This window comes from Microvirga arvi (assembly GCF_016892765.1).
Taxonomy (GTDB): Bacteria; Pseudomonadota; Alphaproteobacteria; order Rhizobiales; family Beijerinckiaceae; genus Microvirga; species Microvirga arvi.
The window spans coordinates 21,977-38,102 of sequence record NZ_JAFEMD010000025.1 but is presented as its reverse complement, the minus strand read 5'-3'; the positions used below and the strand labels follow the sequence as shown (position 1 = coordinate 38,102).

At 64.9% G+C, this 16,126-nt stretch carries 13 protein-coding genes; 3 read left to right on the top strand and 10 right to left on the bottom strand.

Annotated features, from left to right (window positions below):
• Positions 1 to 128: 128 nt before the first annotated feature.
• Positions 129 to 1,124 carry an ABC transporter substrate-binding protein gene (locus tag ILT44_RS16510; protein WP_204240701.1) on the bottom strand — a complete coding sequence of 332 codons (996 nt, stop codon included), beginning with the start codon at positions 1,122 to 1,124 and terminating at the stop codon, positions 129 to 131.
• A gap of 340 nt (positions 1,125 to 1,464) precedes the next feature.
• On the opposite strand from ILT44_RS16510, the gene ILT44_RS16505 reads away from it, so the two are divergent.
• Positions 1,465 to 2,472: a TerC family protein gene (locus ILT44_RS16505; RefSeq protein WP_204240700.1), complete on the top strand. Its 1,008-nt coding sequence runs from the start codon at positions 1,465 to 1,467 to the stop codon at positions 2,470 to 2,472.
• Positions 2,473 to 2,579: 107 nt separating this feature from the next.
• Here the strand turns inward: ILT44_RS16505 and ILT44_RS16500 are convergent, their stop codons facing one another.
• Positions 2,580 to 3,041 carry an Lrp/AsnC ligand binding domain-containing protein gene (locus ILT44_RS16500; RefSeq protein ID WP_204240699.1) on the bottom strand — a complete coding sequence of 154 codons (462 nt, stop codon included), beginning with the start codon at positions 3,039 to 3,041 and terminating at the stop codon, positions 2,580 to 2,582.
• A 113-nt stretch (positions 3,042 to 3,154) separates the two neighbouring features.
• Between ILT44_RS16500 and putA the strand changes: the two genes are divergently transcribed.
• Entirely contained in the window at positions 3,155 to 6,253 is a 3,099-nt protein-coding gene (gene putA / locus ILT44_RS16495) for a bifunctional proline dehydrogenase/L-glutamate gamma-semialdehyde dehydrogenase PutA (RefSeq protein WP_204240698.1), read from the top strand.
• A gap of 129 nt (positions 6,254 to 6,382) precedes the next feature.
• Here the strand turns inward: putA and ILT44_RS16490 are convergent, their stop codons facing one another.
• The 8 genes from ILT44_RS16490 to ILT44_RS16455 form a co-directional block, all read right to left on the bottom strand.
• On the bottom strand, positions 6,383 to 6,931 hold the full coding sequence (locus tag ILT44_RS16490; protein ID WP_204240697.1) for a 2'-5' RNA ligase family protein: 549 nt from the start codon (positions 6,929 to 6,931) through the stop codon (positions 6,383 to 6,385).
• A 38-nt stretch (positions 6,932 to 6,969) separates the two neighbouring features.
• The gene (locus ILT44_RS16485; protein ID WP_204240696.1) at positions 6,970 to 7,371 is read right to left on the bottom strand and encodes a F0F1 ATP synthase subunit epsilon; all 402 of its coding nucleotides are present in this window, start codon (positions 7,369 to 7,371) and stop codon (positions 6,970 to 6,972) included.
• A gap of 115 nt (positions 7,372 to 7,486) precedes the next feature.
• Positions 7,487 to 8,929, bottom strand: coding sequence for a F0F1 ATP synthase subunit beta (gene atpD, locus ILT44_RS16480; protein WP_204240695.1), 1,443 nt, complete (start codon positions 8,927 to 8,929; stop codon positions 7,487 to 7,489).
• Between the two features lie 22 nt (positions 8,930 to 8,951).
• On the bottom strand, positions 8,952 to 9,824 hold the full coding sequence (locus ILT44_RS16475; RefSeq protein WP_204240694.1) for a F0F1 ATP synthase subunit gamma: 873 nt from the start codon (positions 9,822 to 9,824) through the stop codon (positions 8,952 to 8,954).
• A gap of 56 nt (positions 9,825 to 9,880) precedes the next feature.
• A complete protein-coding gene (gene atpA / locus ILT44_RS16470; protein WP_204240693.1) occupies positions 9,881 to 11,410 on the bottom strand; it encodes a F0F1 ATP synthase subunit alpha in 1,530 nt (509 codons plus the stop codon).
• On the bottom strand, positions 11,410 to 11,982 hold the full coding sequence (locus ILT44_RS16465) for a F0F1 ATP synthase subunit delta (protein WP_204240692.1): 573 nt from the start codon (positions 11,980 to 11,982) through the stop codon (positions 11,410 to 11,412). Before ILT44_RS16465 ends, atpA begins: the two co-directional genes overlap by 1 nt.
• Positions 11,983 to 12,192: 210 nt before the next feature.
• The gene (locus tag ILT44_RS16460; RefSeq protein ID WP_204240691.1) at positions 12,193 to 12,753 is read right to left on the bottom strand and encodes a histidine phosphatase family protein; all 561 of its coding nucleotides are present in this window, start codon (positions 12,751 to 12,753) and stop codon (positions 12,193 to 12,195) included.
• A gap of 32 nt (positions 12,754 to 12,785) precedes the next feature.
• Positions 12,786 to 14,948: a primosomal protein N' gene (locus ILT44_RS16455; RefSeq protein WP_204240690.1), complete on the bottom strand. Its 2,163-nt coding sequence runs from the start codon at positions 14,946 to 14,948 to the stop codon at positions 12,786 to 12,788.
• Positions 14,949 to 15,004: 56 nt separating this feature from the next.
• On the opposite strand from ILT44_RS16455, the gene ILT44_RS16450 reads away from it, so the two are divergent.
• Complete coding sequence (locus ILT44_RS16450) at positions 15,005 to 15,991, top strand: tyrosine recombinase XerC (RefSeq protein ID WP_204240689.1); 987 nt, start codon at positions 15,005 to 15,007, stop codon at positions 15,989 to 15,991.
• Positions 15,992 to 16,126: the final 135 nt, after the last annotated feature.

Here is a 16,126-nt window from a genome sequence, read left to right as displayed (position 1 = left end):
CGGCTCGAAGAGCCGAGGTGGGGTGGCAACGCGACGTCCTTCGATGTTGGCGCTACTCACCCCACCCCGCTCGCGATGCTCACGACCCTCCCCCTCAAGGGGAGGGTAATAGAATGAGCGTAAAACTCTCAGTTCACCTTGCGCTGGTCGGCGGCGGGGAGGAACTCTTCCGTAAAGACGGCCTCAACGTTCGGCTTGGCCTTGTAGGTGAAGGTCAGGCCGATCTGGTCGAGGGCCTTGGTGAAGCGGTCCTTGTCGATGCCGCCGAAGCCGTTCGCCTTCACCCAGGGCGTGATCATGTTCTGCTCCAGCACCATCTTGAGGCGCTCGAGCTCCACGTCCTTCTTGGCGACGTCATTGCGTTTGATGACCGAATCGACCGCACCCGATGGGTCCTTCACCGTGTCCTGCACGCCCTTCATGATCGCACGCAGAAGGCCCTTCACGGCCTCCGGCTTCTCCTGTGCGAATTTCTGCGAGACGATGATCGTGTTGCCATAGAGATCGACGCCGTAATCACTCATGGACAGAACGACGATGTCGTCTGCCGGCACGCCGCGGGACTTGAGGTTGATGTAGGAGGACATGGAGAAGCCGAAGACTGCATCGACCTCGCCCTGCGCCAGCATGGGCTCGCGAACCGGGAAGCCGACATTCTCGAACCGCATGGTGGAATCGTCGATCTTATTCACGGCCTTGAAGATCGGCCATTGCGCGTAGGCGCCATCGGCCGCCGGCGCGCCGAACTTCTTACCCTGAAGGCTCGACACCTCCTTGCTGATGCCGCGGCTCTTGCGCCCGATGATGGCGAAGGGCGGACGGTCGTAGATCACCATCACCGCCTTGATGTCGGTGCCCGGATTTTCGTCGCGAAAGCGCACGAGGGAGTTCACGTCGCCGAAGCCCACGTCGTAGGTGCCCGAAGCGACCCGGGAGATCGGCTCGCGGGAGCCAGCCGCCGGATCGATCGTGACATCGAGGCCCTCGGCCTTGAAGTAACCCTTGTCGAGGGCCACCGCGAAGGGAGCGGCCGGGCCCTCCCAGCGCCAGTCCAGGGAAAACCGCACCGGAGTCTGGGCCTGGGCGGAAATAGAGCCGAGAAGCACGGCAGCGCCTGCCAGCATCCCTCTGATCCATCTCACCTGTGTCGAACGATCCACTAGCATCACCGTCACCTCTGCTTTTATCCCCTGGAGACTCATGGCGCCCTTTTCGGCCGCTGGCCCTCTTCCTGACCATGCAAGCAGAACGCCATCGGGGGTCAAGTCTCTTGCCCGGGCATTCCTGCCTCCCCGGCCGTCATTTGACGCAGAATTGAGCAGAAATTCTCAAGAGGCCTCCCCTTGACGGCCGTGAAGGGCCTTCCCACGTTGAGGCCATCGGTGACCGGGCCCCTCTGGCGGACAAGAAAGTGTCCGTGATGTCGGAGCCGATGCTTGAACAGAAGCAATCAAAGGTCCGGTTATGCCAGAATTCCTGCTCTTGGAATGGCTGGGGAAGCCCGTCTGGATGTGGACGGCTTTCCTGAGCCTTGTCGTTTTTCTCCTCGCCTTCGATCTCGGCGTCCTCAACAAAAAGGACAAGGAGCTCGGCGTGAAGGAGAGTCTCCTCCTGTCCGCTTTTTACATCAGCATCGCGGTGCTGTTCGGCGCCTATATCTGGTGGTCGTTCGAAACCGGTCTCCTGGTGACCGAGGACGGAACCCATGCGGGCATCGCCTACTTCACGGGCTTCTTCATCGAGAAGTCCCTGTCGATCGACAACGTCTTCGTGATCTCGCTGATCTTCAGCTATTTCGCGATTCCCCGAAAGTACCAGTACCGCGCCCTTGTGTGGGGCATCATCGGCGTCATCATTCTGCGCGGCATCATGATCGCGGTGGGCGCTGCACTGGTGCAGGAATACGCCTGGATGCTCTATCTCTTCGGCGCGTTCCTCATTGCGACGGGCATCAAGATGCTGTTCGTGCCCGAGAGCGATCCCGACATCGAGAAGAACCCGCTCGTCCGCTTCCTGCGCAAACATATGCGGGTGACGAACCGCCTTCACGATCAACACTTCTTTGTGCGCGAGCCCGATCCGAAGACGGGCAGGATCGTCACCTGGGCGACACCGCTCTTCCTGGCCCTCTTGGTGATCAATGTCGCGGACCTGATCTTCGCGGTCGACTCGGTGCCGGCGATCTTCGCCATCACCACGGACACGTTTGTGGTCTACACGGCCAACATCATGGCGATCCTGGGCCTGCGCGCGCTCTACTTCGCGCTGGCCGCCATGGTGCACAGGTTCCACTACCTGAAATACGCTTTGGCGCTGGTGCTCGTGTTCATCGGCGGCAAGATCTTCTGGAACCAGCTCGTGGGCAAGCTCGATCCCACCATCTCGCTCTCCGTGACTCTCGCCCTGATCGCGGGTGGCGTCGTCTATTCGCTCTGGAAGACGAAGGACGAGGAAGAGACCGTGACCGGGTAAATCACCTCTACGTCATCACCGGCCTTGTGCCGGTGATCTCGTTCAGAAAGGTGTATGCCCTTCTTATCGGAATGGCCGGGACAGGCCCGGCCATGACGTGAGGGATGTCAAACCGGCAACATCCCGTCACTTTTCACCTCCTCCATCACGGCGTAGGTGCGGGTCTCCTTCACGCCCGGCAGGGCGAGGAGGATTTCGCCGAGGAAGCCGCGATAGGCGGCCATGTCGGCGACGCGGGTCTTGACCAGATAATCGAAGCCGCCCGCCACCATATGGCATTCGAGAACTTCCGGCGCGCGCTTCACGGCGGCAGCGAATTTCTCGAAAACATCCGCGGTCGTCTTGTCGAGGGAGACCTCCACGAAAACCAGAAGCCCAAGCCCGAGCCGGTGCGGATCAAGCCTCGCGCCATAGCCGGCGATGACCCCCTCCCGCTGCAGACGCTTGACCCGCTCGCCGGTGGAGGTCGGCGACAGACCCACCTTCTCCGCAAGCTCCACCGTAGCAATGCGGCCATCGGCCTGGAGCGCCTTGAGGATCTTGCGATCGATCCGGTCCAAATCCGTCATTTTCACGGCCTCTTGCCTAAGTTACCGTTCTTTTTAAGGGAAGTTCGCGAATTTTGCCATCGAACCGCGGCATGCTCCTTCTTATATTTCCGGAAACATCCAGAGGATTTCCGATGCACCCTGCGCCCGGCACCGCCCTGCCCTTCAACCCTCCCTTCGCGGAAGACGACAAGGCCATCGCGGCCCGGCTTCTCGCCAACTCCCGCCTCTCACCGGAGCGGGAGAAGCGCGTGGATGCGCAGGCCACGCGCCTGATCGAAGCGATCCGCGCCAAGGGGGGCGGGCTTGGTGGCGTCGAGGAAATGCTGCGGGAATATGCGCTGTCCACCAAGGAGGGGCTGGCCCTCATGGTGCTGGCCGAGGCCCTACTTCGCGTGCCGGACGCAGCCACTTCCGACCGGCTCATCGAAGACAAGCTGGGGCAGGCTGATTTCGCCGGCCATGAGTCGAAGTCCGATGCTTTTCTCGTTTCGGCCTCGGCCTGGGCGCTCGGCATCACGGCTCGTGTCATCCAGCCGGGCGAGACGCCAGAGAGCATTCTGGGCCAGCTCACCAAGCGCCTCGGCCTTCCCGCCGTGCGCACGGCCACTCGCCAGGCCATGCGGGTGATGGGCAACCACTTCGTGCTCGGCCAGACCATCGAGGAGGCCTTGAAGCGCGCTGGTACCTCGAAAGGTCGGGTCTATCGCTACTCCTTCGACATGCTGGGCGAAGGCGCCCGCACGGCGGAGGATGCGCGCCGCTATTTCGAGTCTTATGCCTCCGCCATCGACGCCATCGGCCGCTCCGCCGGCAACGAGCCGCTGCCGAATCGCCCCGGCATCTCAGTGAAGCTCTCGGCCCTGCATCCGCGCTACGAGGCCACGAGCCGTGAGCGGGTGATGCGCGAACTCGTGCCCCTCGTGATCGAACTCGCTCGACAAGCCAAATCCTACGATCTCAACTTCACCGTCGATGCGGAGGAGGCCGACCGGCTCGAACTCTCGCTCGAGGTGATCGAGGCCGTGCTCGCCGATCCGTCGCTGGCCGACTGGAAAGGTTTTGGGCTTGCCATCCAGTCCTACCAGAAGCGCGCCGGCTCGGTGATCGATGCCATCGCGGCTATGGCCGAGCGTTACGACCGCCAGCTGATGGTGCGCCTCGTGAAGGGCGCCTATTGGGACACGGAGGTGAAGCGCGCCCAGGAGCGTGGGCTCGACGACTACCCGGTCTTCACCCGCAAGGCGATGACGGATCTGCACTACATGGCCTGCGCCGAAAGAATGCTGTCCTTGCGCCCGCGCATCTATCCGCAGTTTGCTACGCACAACGCGCTCACCGTCGCCTCCATCATCGAGCGCGCCGGCGGCACGGAAGGCTACGAGTTCCAGCGCCTGCACGGCATGGGCGAGGCGCTTTATGCGCGCCTCCTGGAGGACAAGCCGGGTCTCGCCTGCCGCGCCTATGCGCCGGTCGGCGGCCACCGCGATCTTTTGGCCTATCTCGTCCGCCGGCTTCTGGAGAATGGAGCGAACTCCTCCTTCGTTTCCGTGGCAGCGGATCCGAACGTGCCTGTCGAGGCCCTGCTGAAGCGTCCGTCCGACATCATCGTCTCAGCCGACAAGGCGCGTCATCCTAAGCTCCCGCTTCCGCGTGACCTCTATGGTCCGGAGCGCGCGAATTCACGCGGTGTGGAGTTCGGTCATCAGGTTTCGCTCGAGGCGCTTCTCGCCGAGATCGGGAAGAGCGCGCAGCAGAGCTACAAGGCCGGGCCGCTGATCGACGGCAAGGCGGCCTCCGGCACGTCGCGTCCGCTCGTCAGCCCCATCGACGGCAGCACCGTTGCGGGCCAGGTGACGGAGGCCTCCCCCGAAGTTGCGGACCGCGCCATGGCGGCCGCCCGCGCGGGCTTTGCGGGATGGAGCCGCACGGAAGCCGACGCCCGCGCGAAAGCCCTGCAACGTGCTGCCAATCTCCTGGAGGAGCGGCGCGGAGCGCTCCTGCATCTGATGCAGGTGGAAGCCGGCAAGACCCTCGACGACGCGCTCTCGGAAGTGCGCGAAGCGGTCGACTTCCTGCGCTACTACGCGGTGCAGGGCCGCACCCTCTTCGGCGATGGCGACCTTATGCCGGGACCCACCGGTGAGAGCAATGTGCTGCGCCTGCGCGGGCGCGGCGTGTTCGTGGCGATCTCGCCCTGGAACTTCCCGCTTGCCATCTTCCTCGGCCAGGTCAGTGCGGCATTGATGGCTGGCAATTCGGTCGTGGCCAAGCCCGCCGAGCAGACGCCGCTGATCGCCTACCTTGCCGTGCGTATCCTGCATGAAGCTGGAGTGCCGAAAACGGCGCTTCATCTCGTGCCGGGCGATGGGCGTGTCGGTGCGCGCCTCGTGGAGCACAGGGATGTGGCCGGCGTGGTCTTCACCGGTTCCACGGAGGTGGCGCGCATCATCAACCGGACGCTGGCCAGCAAGGATGCGGCCATCGTGCCGCTGATCGCTGAGACCGGCGGGATCAACGCGATGATCGTCGACGCGACAGCGCTACCCGAGCAGGTGGCCGACGATGTGGTGACCTCGGCCTTCCGTTCGGCAGGACAGCGCTGCTCGGCCCTGCGTCTGCTCTGCGTGCAGGAGGACGTGGCCGATCGCATGATCGAGATGATCGCCGGCAATGCGCGCGAGCTGAAGATCGCCGATCCGCGCGAGATCTCGACCCATGTGGGTCCGGTGATCGACCGCGAGGCCAAGGACAAGCTGGATGCGCATATCGCGGCGATGAAGCGCCAGGCCAAGGTGCACTATGCCGGGGAGGCGCCGACCGCCGGCACCTATGTGGCGCCGCATATCTTCGAGCTCAACAAGCCGCACGATCTCGCGCAGGAAGTCTTCGGCCCCGTGCTCCACGTGGTGCGCTACAAGGCCGGTCGCCTTGAAGAGGTGCTGCAGGCGATCGAGGGCACGGGCTATGGCCTGACGCTCGGCGTTCATTCGCGCATCGATGCGACGGTAGAACGTGTGGTCGAGGCTCTGTCGGTGGGCAACGTCTATGTGAACCGCAACATGATCGGCGCCGTGGTGGGCGTTCAGCCCTTCGGCGGCCATGGCCTGTCCGGCACGGGCCCGAAGGCCGGTGGTCCGCATTACCTCCTGCGCTTCGCCACCGAGCAGACGGTGACAATCAACACGGCAGCGGCAGGCGGCAATGCGAATCTGATCGCGATGGGGGAGTGAGGCAGTGGTAACTCCCTCTCCCGTGTGGGAGAGGGTTGGGGTGAGGGAAGGCCTTTACCGGACATGGTTCTGCAGATATCGCCTTTGAAGGCGGAGAGGGATGGCGCCTTATTCTGGAATCGCCCGCCCTCACCCCTGCCCCTCTCCCACACGGGAGAGGGGAGAAGACGCGCCTAGTGTAAACGTCTGCACCTTCTCCCACGGCCCGCCGCGGTACCACCACAGGTCCAGCCCCACGCCCACGATCTCAAACGATCGAAAGCCATCACTCAGATCCTCCAGCAAAGCCCTGGCCTGCGTCGGATCGACCTTGTTCTGCACCGTCACATGCGGCTGATGCTTCTGCCGATCCTGAGGCTTGAGCCAGTCGTTCCATTGAAGTGCGAAGTGACGGCGCAGGTCTTCGAGTTCAGGGGACGCAAGCGCATAGGCCACGCCGCGCCCCAGGGAGCGCAGGCCTGTCACGTCGAGAGGAAAAGGCTGCTGACCCGAGGCACAGGCTTCGATGTCGTGCTGGATCGAAGCGAGATGCTCGCCCGGCAGATGGTGGAACAGCGTCAGATGGGCGGGGATGAAGTTCCGCTCAGGCGGAAAATAGCGCCGTCTCTGACTGTCGAAGAAGGCGGAGGAGCGCTCGTCGAGCTGAAGCGTGAGGATAAGCGGTGCGGCAGGATCCATGAAAAGAAAAACCCGGCTCGGGGCCGGGTTGCTTCCGATCAGTAGTTCAGCGCCGCCTTGGCTTCGCGCAATTGCGCGACCGCCGATTCCGCCGCATGCTTGGCGGCAGGGTCATTGGTGGCATCGTAGTGCATCTCAGCCGTCAGGATCTCGTGGTCGAGGATCTCCTGAGTCAGCTCCTCCTCAGGCAACGCGCGCTCGGCGAGCACGGTGAGGCCGTTCTGGTTCACGTCGGCAAAGCCGCCGCGCACCAGGACTCGCCGGCCGTTGCCGGGTGTGCTGGTGATGACGAGAAACCCTGTCTTGAGCGCGGTCATCACCGGCGAGTGGCCGGCCAGGATCGTCATGTCGCCTTCGGTGGCCGGCAGCACGACCGCGTCGACATCGCCGGAAAACAGCACACGCTCGGGAGAGACGAGTTCGAATGTGAAGGTAGCCATTTCAGCTCCTCGTCATCCCGGTGGCCGGAGGCGGTCGGGAATCGTTTGGGAGATACGCTTGGGCAAAGTGATCCCGGAGCGTGCGAGCACGACTCCGGGATAACGCTTAACTTGATTAAGCCGCTTCGGCTGCAAGGCGCTGGGCCTTCTCGATCGCCTCTTCGATGCTGCCGACCATGTAGAAGGCAGCCTCGGGCAGGTGATCGTACTGGCCGTCGACGAGACCCTTGAAGCCCTTGATGGTGTCTTCGAGCGCGACGAGCTTGCCGGGCGAGCCGGTGAACACTTCGGCCACGAAGAAGGGCTGCGACAGGAAGCGCTCGATCTTGCGGGCGCGAGCCACCGTCAGCTTGTCCTCTTCCGACAGCTCGTCCATGCCCAGGATCGCGATGATGTCCTGAAGCGACTTGTAGCGCTGCAGGATCTGCTGGACGGAGCGCGCCACGTTGTAGTGCTCCTCGCCGAGGATCGCGGCGGAGAGCATGCGCGAGGTCGAGTCGAGCGGGTCCACCGCCGGGTAGATGCCCTTCTCGGCGATCGAGCGCGACAGCACGGTCGTGGCGTCGAGGTGGGCGAAGGAAGCGGCCGGAGCAGGATCGGTGAGATCGTCGGCGGGCACGTAGATGGCCTGCACCGAGGTGATCGAACCCTTGTTGGTCGTGGTGATGCGCTCCTGCAGCATGCCCATGTCGGTCGCCAACGTTGGCTGGTAGCCCACCGCCGAAGGAATACGGCCGAGAAGCGCCGACACTTCGGAGCCGGCCTGGGTGAAGCGGAAGATGTTGTCCACGAAGAACAGGACGTCCTGGCCCTGGTCGCGGAAGTTTTCGGCGACCGTCAGGCCGGTCAGCGCGACGCGGGCACGGGCACCCGGGGGCTCGTTCATCTGGCCGTAGACGAGCGCGCACTTAGAGCCTTCGCCGCCGCCATGCTTGTTCACGCCCGACTCGATCATCTCGTGATAGAGATCGTTGCCCTCGCGGGTGCGCTCACCGACGCCGGCGAACACGGAGTAACCGCCGTGCGCCTTCGCGACGTTGTTGATGAGCTCCATGATGAGCACGGTCTTGCCGACGCCGGCGCCGCCGAACAGGCCGATCTTGCCGCCCTTGGCGTAGGGAGCGAGCAGGTCGACGACCTTGATGCCGGTGACGAGGATCTGAGCCTCGGTGGCCTGCTCGGCATAGGACGGAGCGGGCTGGTGGATGGCGCGGATGCCTTCCGACGGGATCGGGCCGGCTTCGTCCACCGGCTCGCCGATGACGTTCATGATGCGGCCGAGCGTTCCGGCGCCGACCGGCACCGAGATCGGTGCGCCGGTGTCGGTGACCGGCTGGCCGCGCACGAGACCCTCGGACGTGTCCATAGCGATGCAGCGCACGGTGCTTTCACCGAGCTGCTGGGCCACTTCGAGCACGAGGCGGTTGCCGCCGTTGGTGGTCTCGAGAGCGTTCAGGATCTCCGGCAGGTGGCCTTCGAACTGCACGTCGACGACGGCGCCGATGACCTGGGTGATGTGTCCGGTTGCAATGCCGGGGGTAGTGGCAGTGTTGGCCATTGGTGGCTCCTCTCGGATGTCGTCAGAGCGCCTCGGCGCCCGAGATGATTTCGATCAGTTCCTTGGTGATCATCGCCTGACGCGACCGGTTGTAGGTCATCGTCTGCTTCTTGATCATTTCGCCCGCGTTGCGGGTCGCATTGTCCATGGCGCTCATGCGGGCGCCCTGTTCGGAGGCAGCGTTCTCGAGCAGCGCCCGGAAGATCTGCACGGTCAGGTTCCGCGGCAGGAGCGTCTCCAGGATCTCGCCTTCGTCGGGCTCGTAATCGTAGACCGCGTCGTTCGCGCCGGTGCTGGCTTCGATCTGGGTCGGGATGATCTGCTGCGCCGTCGGGATCTGGGCGATCACCGAGCGGAAGCGCGAGTAGAACAAGGTCGCCACGTCGAACTCACCGGCCTCATAGCGGGCAAGCACCTTCTGGGCGATCATGTCGCCCTGCTCGAAGCCGAGCTGGCGCACGGAGCGCAGGTCGATAAGCTCGATGATCTGCTCGGCGAACTGGCGACGCAGGATGTCGTAGCCCTTCTTGCCGACGCAGATGATCTTGACCGTCTTGCCCTCCGCCATCAGGCGGTTGGCATGGTCGCGGGCGAGACGCGCGATCGACGAGTTGAACGCGCCGCAGAGACCACGCTCTGCGGTGCAGACGATCAGCAGGTGAACGCGGTCGGAACCGGTGCCGGCGAGCAGTCGCGGCGTCTCGGGTCCGACGGTAATGCCGGACGCGAGGTTGCCGAGCACCACGGCCATGCGCTCCGCATAGGGGCGCGCGGCTTCCGCCGCGGTCTGCGCGCGGCGCAGCTTCGCGGCGGCCACCATCTGCATGGCCTTGGTGATCTTCTGCGTCGCCTTGACCGAGGCGATGCGGTTACGAAGGTCTTTTAAGCTCGGCATCGAGCGGCCCTACCCTCTCCGGAAACCCGGCTGGATCTTACGAGAACGACCAAGTCTTACGAGAACGACTTGGCGAAGTTTTGGACGACGTCCTTCAGCTTCGCTTCCGTGTCGCTTGCAAGGTCCTTTGAAGCGCGGACGGCCCCAAGGATATCGGCGTGCTTGCCGCGCAGGAGCGAGAGCAGGCCATCCTCGAACGCGCGCACCCGGTTGATGGGCAGGTTGTCGAGGTAGCCGTTCACGCCGGCGTAGATCACGGCGACCTGCTCTTCCATCTTCAGCGGCGAGAATTGCGGCTGCTTCAGGAGCTCGGTGAGGCGCGAACCGCGGTTCAGCAGGCGCTGGGTCGTGGCGTCGAGGTCGGAGCCGAACTGGGCGAAGGCCGCCATCTCGCGGTACTGCGCCAGCTCGCCCTTGATCTTGCCCGCGACCTTCTTCATCGCCTTCGTCTGGGCCGAGGAGCCCACCCGAGACACCGAGAGGCCGACGTTCACCGCCGGGCGGATGCCCTGGTAGAACAGGTCCGTCTCGAGGAAGATCTGGCCGTCGGTGATCGAAATCACGTTGGTCGGAATGTAGGCCGACACGTCGTTGGCCTGCGTCTCGATGACCGGCAGAGCGGTAAGCGAGCCCGAGCCGTTGTCCTCGTTGAGCTTCGCGGCGCGCTCGAGCAGGCGGGAGTGCAGGTAGAACACGTCGCCCGGATAAGCCTCGCGGCCCGGAGGGCGGCGGAGCAGCAGGGACATCTGGCGGTAGGCGACGGCCTGCTTGGACAGATCGTCATAGGTGATCACGGCATGCATGCCGTTGTCGCGGAAGAACTCGCCCATGGCGCAGCCGGCGAAGGGCGCCAGGAACTGCATCGGGGCCGGATCGGAGGCGGTGGCCGCGACGATGATGGAATATTCCAGCGCGCCATTCTCTTCGAGAACCTTCACGAACTGGGCAACCGTGGAGCGCTTCTGGCCGATGGCGACATAGACGCAATAGAGCTTCTGGCTCTCGTCGTCGCCTTGGTTCAGCGGCTTCTGGTTGAGGATCGTGTCGAGGGCGATGGCGGTCTTGCCGGTCTGGCGATCGCCGATGATCAGCTCACGCTGGCCGCGGCCGACCGGGATGAGGGCGTCGATGGACTTGAGGCCCGTCGCCATCGGCTCGTGCACCGACTTGCGCGGAATAATGCCGGGAGCCTTCACGTCCACGCGGCGGCGCTCGGTGGCCACGATCGGACCCTTGCCGTCGATGGGATTGCCGAGCGCGTCGACGACGCGGCCGAGCAGACCCTTGCCGACCGGCACGTCCACGATGGCGCCGGTGCGCTTTACGGTCTGGCCTTCGGCGATCTCGCGGTCGGAGCCGAACACCACGATGCCGACATTGTCGGTCTCGAGGTTGAGGGCCATGCCCTGCACGCCCGACTCGAACTGCACCATCTCACCGGCCTGGACATTGTCGAGGCCGTAGCAACGGGCGATACCGTCGCCGACGGACAGAACCTGCCCGACTTCGGTGACTTCAGCCTCAGTGCCGAAGTTCTTGATCTGCTCTTTGAGGATCGCGGAGATCTCAGCGGCTCGAATGTCCATCAGCGGACCTCTTTCATCGCTAGACGAATGGAATTGAGTTTGGTGCGCACCGAGGCATCCACCATGCGGGAACCCATCTTCACGATGAGGCCGCCGATGAGGCTCGGGTCGATTTTGACGTCGACGGAGACGTCAGCCTTGGCGACGTCGCGCAGCGCCGCCTTGATTTCGTTGAGAACGGTGTCGGAGGGCGCCTCCGCCAGGGTGACCTGTGCTCGGACGATACCCTTCGCATCGGATACGAGGTCCTGATAGGCGCGGATCATGTCAGGCAGCGCGAAGAGCCGGCGCTTGGCGGCCACGAGGCGGATGAAATTGCCCGCGAGACCCGAAATGCCGGCCTTATCGAGAATGGCCCCGATCGCGTTCGACTGCTCTTCAGCCGTGAAAATGGGGTTTCGGATCAGGCGCTGCAGGTCTTCGCTGCCCCGGATCATCTGGTCGAAGCGGGACAGGTCGCCGGCAACGGCGTCCACCGCATTCGCTTCCCGAGCGAGCTCGAACAGTGCCGAGGCATAGCGCAATGCTACGCCCGACAGGAGGGGTCCTTCTTGGGAACCGCTTTGCGCCACGTAACCATCTCTCTCGTGTCATAACGGGCCTCGGACCGGGAAAGCCGGCTGTGCGGCCCTCGGGAAACCCGTCAGGTGTGGAAATGAGCCCGGAGCGGGAGCCTTGTCCGCCCGTCAGGCGACGGTGCACTAGCATGGGTTTTTCGCAGGCGCAAGGCGAGCCGGGCCCTGTTTCGCCGGGAAAAACCGGGTGCCGGTGAGGGGTGGCGCTTAAAGCTCCAGGGTGGCGACCTCGCAGTTGGCGAGGAACCGGCCGGTGAGCCTGCTGAAGAAGGTCCCGTGGCCAACCACGGCGATCATGGTCTCCGGGCGCTCGGCGAGCCAATTGCGGAACCGCTCGACCCGCTCCTCGAACACGTGGGCCGGCTCGTAGGCGAAGCCGCGCTCGTTCACCTCGCCCTCATTGTGCCACCAGACCTCGTCCAGATGGCCGAAGTGAAAATGGGGAAAGTCCTGGGCCAGGTGGGAGACGGCGCGGCCCACGTCGCAGCTGCTCTCCAGGTGCTCGCGGTGCAGGCATTCCACCAGGATCAGGGGAGAGGCCGGATGATCGCCGAACAGCCCCATGGTGGTCTGGATGGCACGGGTGAGCGGCGAGGTCACGACAAGTTCATAGGAATACTGGCGCAGCTCCGGCGCCCGCTCCGCCACCTGGCGCTGGCCAAGCTCCGTCAGGGGCGCATCGAAATGCCCCGGATCCTCGCCGTGCTCGAGCCAATGCGCGTTGAAGGTGGATTGGCCGTGGCGGATGCAATGAACGATCTTGGTCATGGTGCCTTGTCGTGATGGTGAATTGGGGCTGATCATAAAAAGCTCTGCGGGTCTACGTCGATGGAGACGCGCGTATTGCCGCGAATCTTCGGGCAGCGACCCATCCAACCCCGCAGATAGGCTTGAAGGTCCACCTCCCGTTCGGTCTTCACCAGGAGCCGGAAGCGGTAGCGTCCCCGGATCAGGGCGAGCGGCGCCTCGGCCGGGCCGAGCACGGTGACCCCGGGCGGGGGTTCCGCCACCAGCGCCATGGCGCGGGCATGGGCCTCCGCCGCCTCGCGCTCGGCGGCCGAGACGATGAGGGAGGCGAGCCGCCCGAACGGGGGCAGGCCCGCCATTTCCCGGACGCGGGTTTCCTCCTCGTAGAAGCGCTCCGCATCGCCCGAAATCAGGGCTGCGATCACCGGATGGTCCGGCTGCCAGGTCTGGACCAGCGCCCGGCCCGGCTTCTCGCCGCGCCCGGCACGGCCCGTGACCTGTTGAAGCATCTGGAAGGTGCGCTCGGCAGCGCGCGGATCGCCGGAGGTGAGGCCGATATCGGCATCGAGCACGCCGACCAGGGTCATGAGCGGAAAATTGTGGCCCTTCGCCACGAGCTGGGTGCCGATGACGATGTCAAACTCGCCCGCCGCAATGGCGGCAAGCTCCGCCCGCAGCCGCTCCGTCCCGCCGGGAAAGTCGCTGGAGAGCACGATGCAGCGCTTGTCAGGAAACAGCTCCGCCGCCTCTTCCGCGATCCGCTCGACGCCGGGACCGCAGGGCACCAGCGAATCGATGCTGCCGCATTCGACGCAAGCCTGGGGCGTGCGCTCCACATGGCCGCAATGGTGGCACACGAGGGAGCGGCGGAACCGGTGCTCCACCAGCCAGGACGAGCAATTGGGGCACTCGTAGCGATGGGCGCAGGCCCGGCAGAGGGTCAGCGGGGCATAGCCGCGGCGGTTGAGGAAGAGCAGTGCCTGCTCGCCCTTTTCGACCGTCTGTTCCACCGCTGACACCAGGGTCGGCGAGAGCCAGCGCCCCTTCGGGATCGCCTCTTTGCGCAGGTCGATGGCCCGGATCTGCGGCATGGAGCGACCGCCGAAGCGCTCAGGGAGGCGCACATGGCGGTAGCGCCCGCGCTCCACATTGACCCGGCTTTCGATGGAGGGCGTGGCGGAGGCGAGCACCACCGGGGCATTCTCGATCTTACCGCGCACCACCGCCATGTCGCGCGCGTGATAATGCACCCCGTCCTCCTGCTTGTAGGCGGTCTCGTGCTCCTCATCGACCACGATGAGGCCGAGATCGGCGTAAGGCAGGAACAGGGCCGAACGGGCGCCCGCCACCACCTTCACCTCACCCGAGGCAATGCCCGAATAGAGCCGCTCGCGCCGGCGCCCCGTGACCCCGGAATGCCAAGTCGCGGGCTTGCATCCGAAGCGGGCCGCGAATCGGTCGAGGAATTGCGCGGTGAGCGCGATCTCGGGCATGAGGATCAGGGCTTGCCGCCCCGTCCGCACAGCCTCCGCGACGGCCTCGAAATAAACCTCGGTCTTGCCGGAGCCGGTGACACCCTCGAGCAGGATCACGGGCGGATGCTCCTCGCGCATGGCGGCCACCAGCTGCTCGGCCGCCTCGCCCTGTCCGTCGGAGAGAGCCGTGTCGCCGAAGCCGGGGTCGGGCACTCCGGCCACAGGTTCTGCCAGGAGGGCTACCGTCTCCAGGGTTCCCTCATCGACCAGCCCGTCGATGACGCCGTTGCTGACCCCAGCCGCATGGGCGAGCTCGCTTTTCAGCCGCACGCCTCCGTCCTGGGCGATCTCGATCACCTTCTGCCGGGCGGGCGTCATGCGCTTCGGCAAAGCACCCGCCAGCCTCACGCCGACGCGGGCGACCTCCTGCCGGTCGGCATCCGGGATCTTGAGGCCCATGGCCAGCGCCGAGCCCTTGGGCGCCAGGGTGTACCAGGCGATCCAGTCCAGGAACTTGCGCATGGTCGCGGACAGGTTCGGTGCATCGATGATTCCGGTCACCTTCTTCAGGTTGCCGCCCTGCCCTTCGCGCATGGACCAGACGACGCCCACCACCTCGCGATTGGCGAGCGGCACCTGCACCACGTCGCCCTCCTGGAGACCAAGGCCATCCGGCACGGCATAGGAATAGGCCGTGTCCAGCGCCAGCGGGATGAGGACATCGGCGATGCGGCTTGTCATTGGATAAGAGGTTAACCTGTGACTGTTATGGTTCTGCCCTTGCATAAATGGGACTCATGTCAAGCAGCGCCACGCAAAATGCCCTCGATCTTGTCCTGCCCGGCGCGGACGACACCCGCCGGGAGGCGTTTGTCTGGCTCGCCTCGCTCGCCAAGGAGCGGCGGCTGTCGGCCAAGACCGTCGAGGCCTATGCCCGGGACCTGCGCCAGTTCCTGGCTTTTCTGACGAACCATCTCGGTGAGCCGCCGAGCGTCAAGAGTATCCTGGCCCTGAAGCCCCTGGACATCCGTGCCTTCCTCGCCGCCCGGCGCATGGATTCGGTGGGAAGCCGCTCGCTCATGCGCCAGCTCGCCGCCCTGCGCTCCTTCGCGCGCCATCTGGAGCGGGAGGGCTTTGGCACCGCCTCGGCCTTCGCGGCGATTCGCACCCCGAAGGTGGACAAGAACCTGCCGCGCCCCCTCTCCGCCTCCTCGGCCGTCGCCGTCACGGATGTGGAGACTCGGGCTTCCGAGAATCGAAAGCCCTGGATCCTGGCACGGGATGCCGCCGTGCTGTCGTTGCTCTATGGGGCGGGCCTGCGCATTTCCGAAGCCCTTGGACTGCAGCGGCGCGATGCGCCGGTTCATGGGATCGACATGGTCACGGTCACCGGCAAGGGCGGCAAGATGCGCAGCGTGCCGGTGATCCCGGCGATCCAGCGGGCGGTGGAGGAGTATCTGGAGCTCTGCCCTTACGCGATCCCGCCTGAGGGGCCGCTTTTCGTCGGCGCGCGCGGCGGCCCGCTCTCGCCACGCATCATCCAGCTGGCGGTCGAGGAGCTGCGTGGTGCGCTGGGCCTGCCCGACAGCGCCACACCTCACGCCCTGCGCCATTCCTTCGCGACGCATCTTCTCGCCAGGGGAGGCGACCTGCGCGGCATTCAAGAGCTTTTAGGCCACGCCTCGCTCTCGACCACACAGCTCTACACGAAGGTCGATGCGGCACGATTGATGGATGCGTTCAATGCGGCACATCCGCGGGCGCGCAGGCCCGGCACAGCCTGAGCTGCACCGGGAATCGCTCTATCGCGCGGAACCGGACCTCTTCTTTGCTCTGCCGCATTCTTGGCAGCGAACCGGCATCCACTCTGCCGACAATGCTTTTAGTCGATGGGCCGCACGCTGCGCGGGATGCCGCGG

What these genes read in the sequence shown, in the direction of transcription:
- putA (WP_204240698.1), top strand. Translation starts at nt 3,155, where the DNA reads ATGCACCCTGCGCCCGGCACCGCCCTGCCCTTCAACCCTCCCTTCGCG.
- ILT44_RS16505 (WP_204240700.1), top strand. Translation starts at nt 1,465, where the DNA reads ATGCCAGAATTCCTGCTCTTGGAATGGCTGGGGAAGCCCGTCTGGATG.
- ILT44_RS16455 (WP_204240690.1), bottom strand. Translation starts at nt 14,948, where the DNA reads ATGACAAGCCGCATCGCCGATGTCCTCATCCCGCTGGCGCTGGACACG.
- ILT44_RS16450 (WP_204240689.1), top strand. Translation starts at nt 15,005, where the DNA reads ATGTCAAGCAGCGCCACGCAAAATGCCCTCGATCTTGTCCTGCCCGGC.
- ILT44_RS16510 (WP_204240701.1), bottom strand. Translation starts at nt 1,124, where the DNA reads ATGCTGGCAGGCGCTGCCGTGCTTCTCGGCTCTATTTCCGCCCAGGCC.
- atpA (WP_204240693.1), bottom strand. Translation starts at nt 11,410, where the DNA reads ATGGACATTCGAGCCGCTGAGATCTCCGCGATCCTCAAAGAGCAGATC.
- ILT44_RS16500 (WP_204240699.1), bottom strand. Translation starts at nt 3,041, where the DNA reads ATGACGGATTTGGACCGGATCGATCGCAAGATCCTCAAGGCGCTCCAG.
- ILT44_RS16475 (WP_204240694.1), bottom strand. Translation starts at nt 9,824, where the DNA reads ATGCCGAGCTTAAAAGACCTTCGTAACCGCATCGCCTCGGTCAAGGCG.
- ILT44_RS16490 (WP_204240697.1), bottom strand. Translation starts at nt 6,931, where the DNA reads ATGGATCCTGCCGCACCGCTTATCCTCACGCTTCAGCTCGACGAGCGC.
- ILT44_RS16485 (WP_204240696.1), bottom strand. Translation starts at nt 7,371, where the DNA reads ATGGCTACCTTCACATTCGAACTCGTCTCTCCCGAGCGTGTGCTGTTT.
- ILT44_RS16460 (WP_204240691.1), bottom strand. Translation starts at nt 12,753, where the DNA reads ATGACCAAGATCGTTCATTGCATCCGCCACGGCCAATCCACCTTCAAC.
- atpD (WP_204240695.1), bottom strand. Translation starts at nt 8,929, where the DNA reads ATGGCCAACACTGCCACTACCCCCGGCATTGCAACCGGACACATCACC.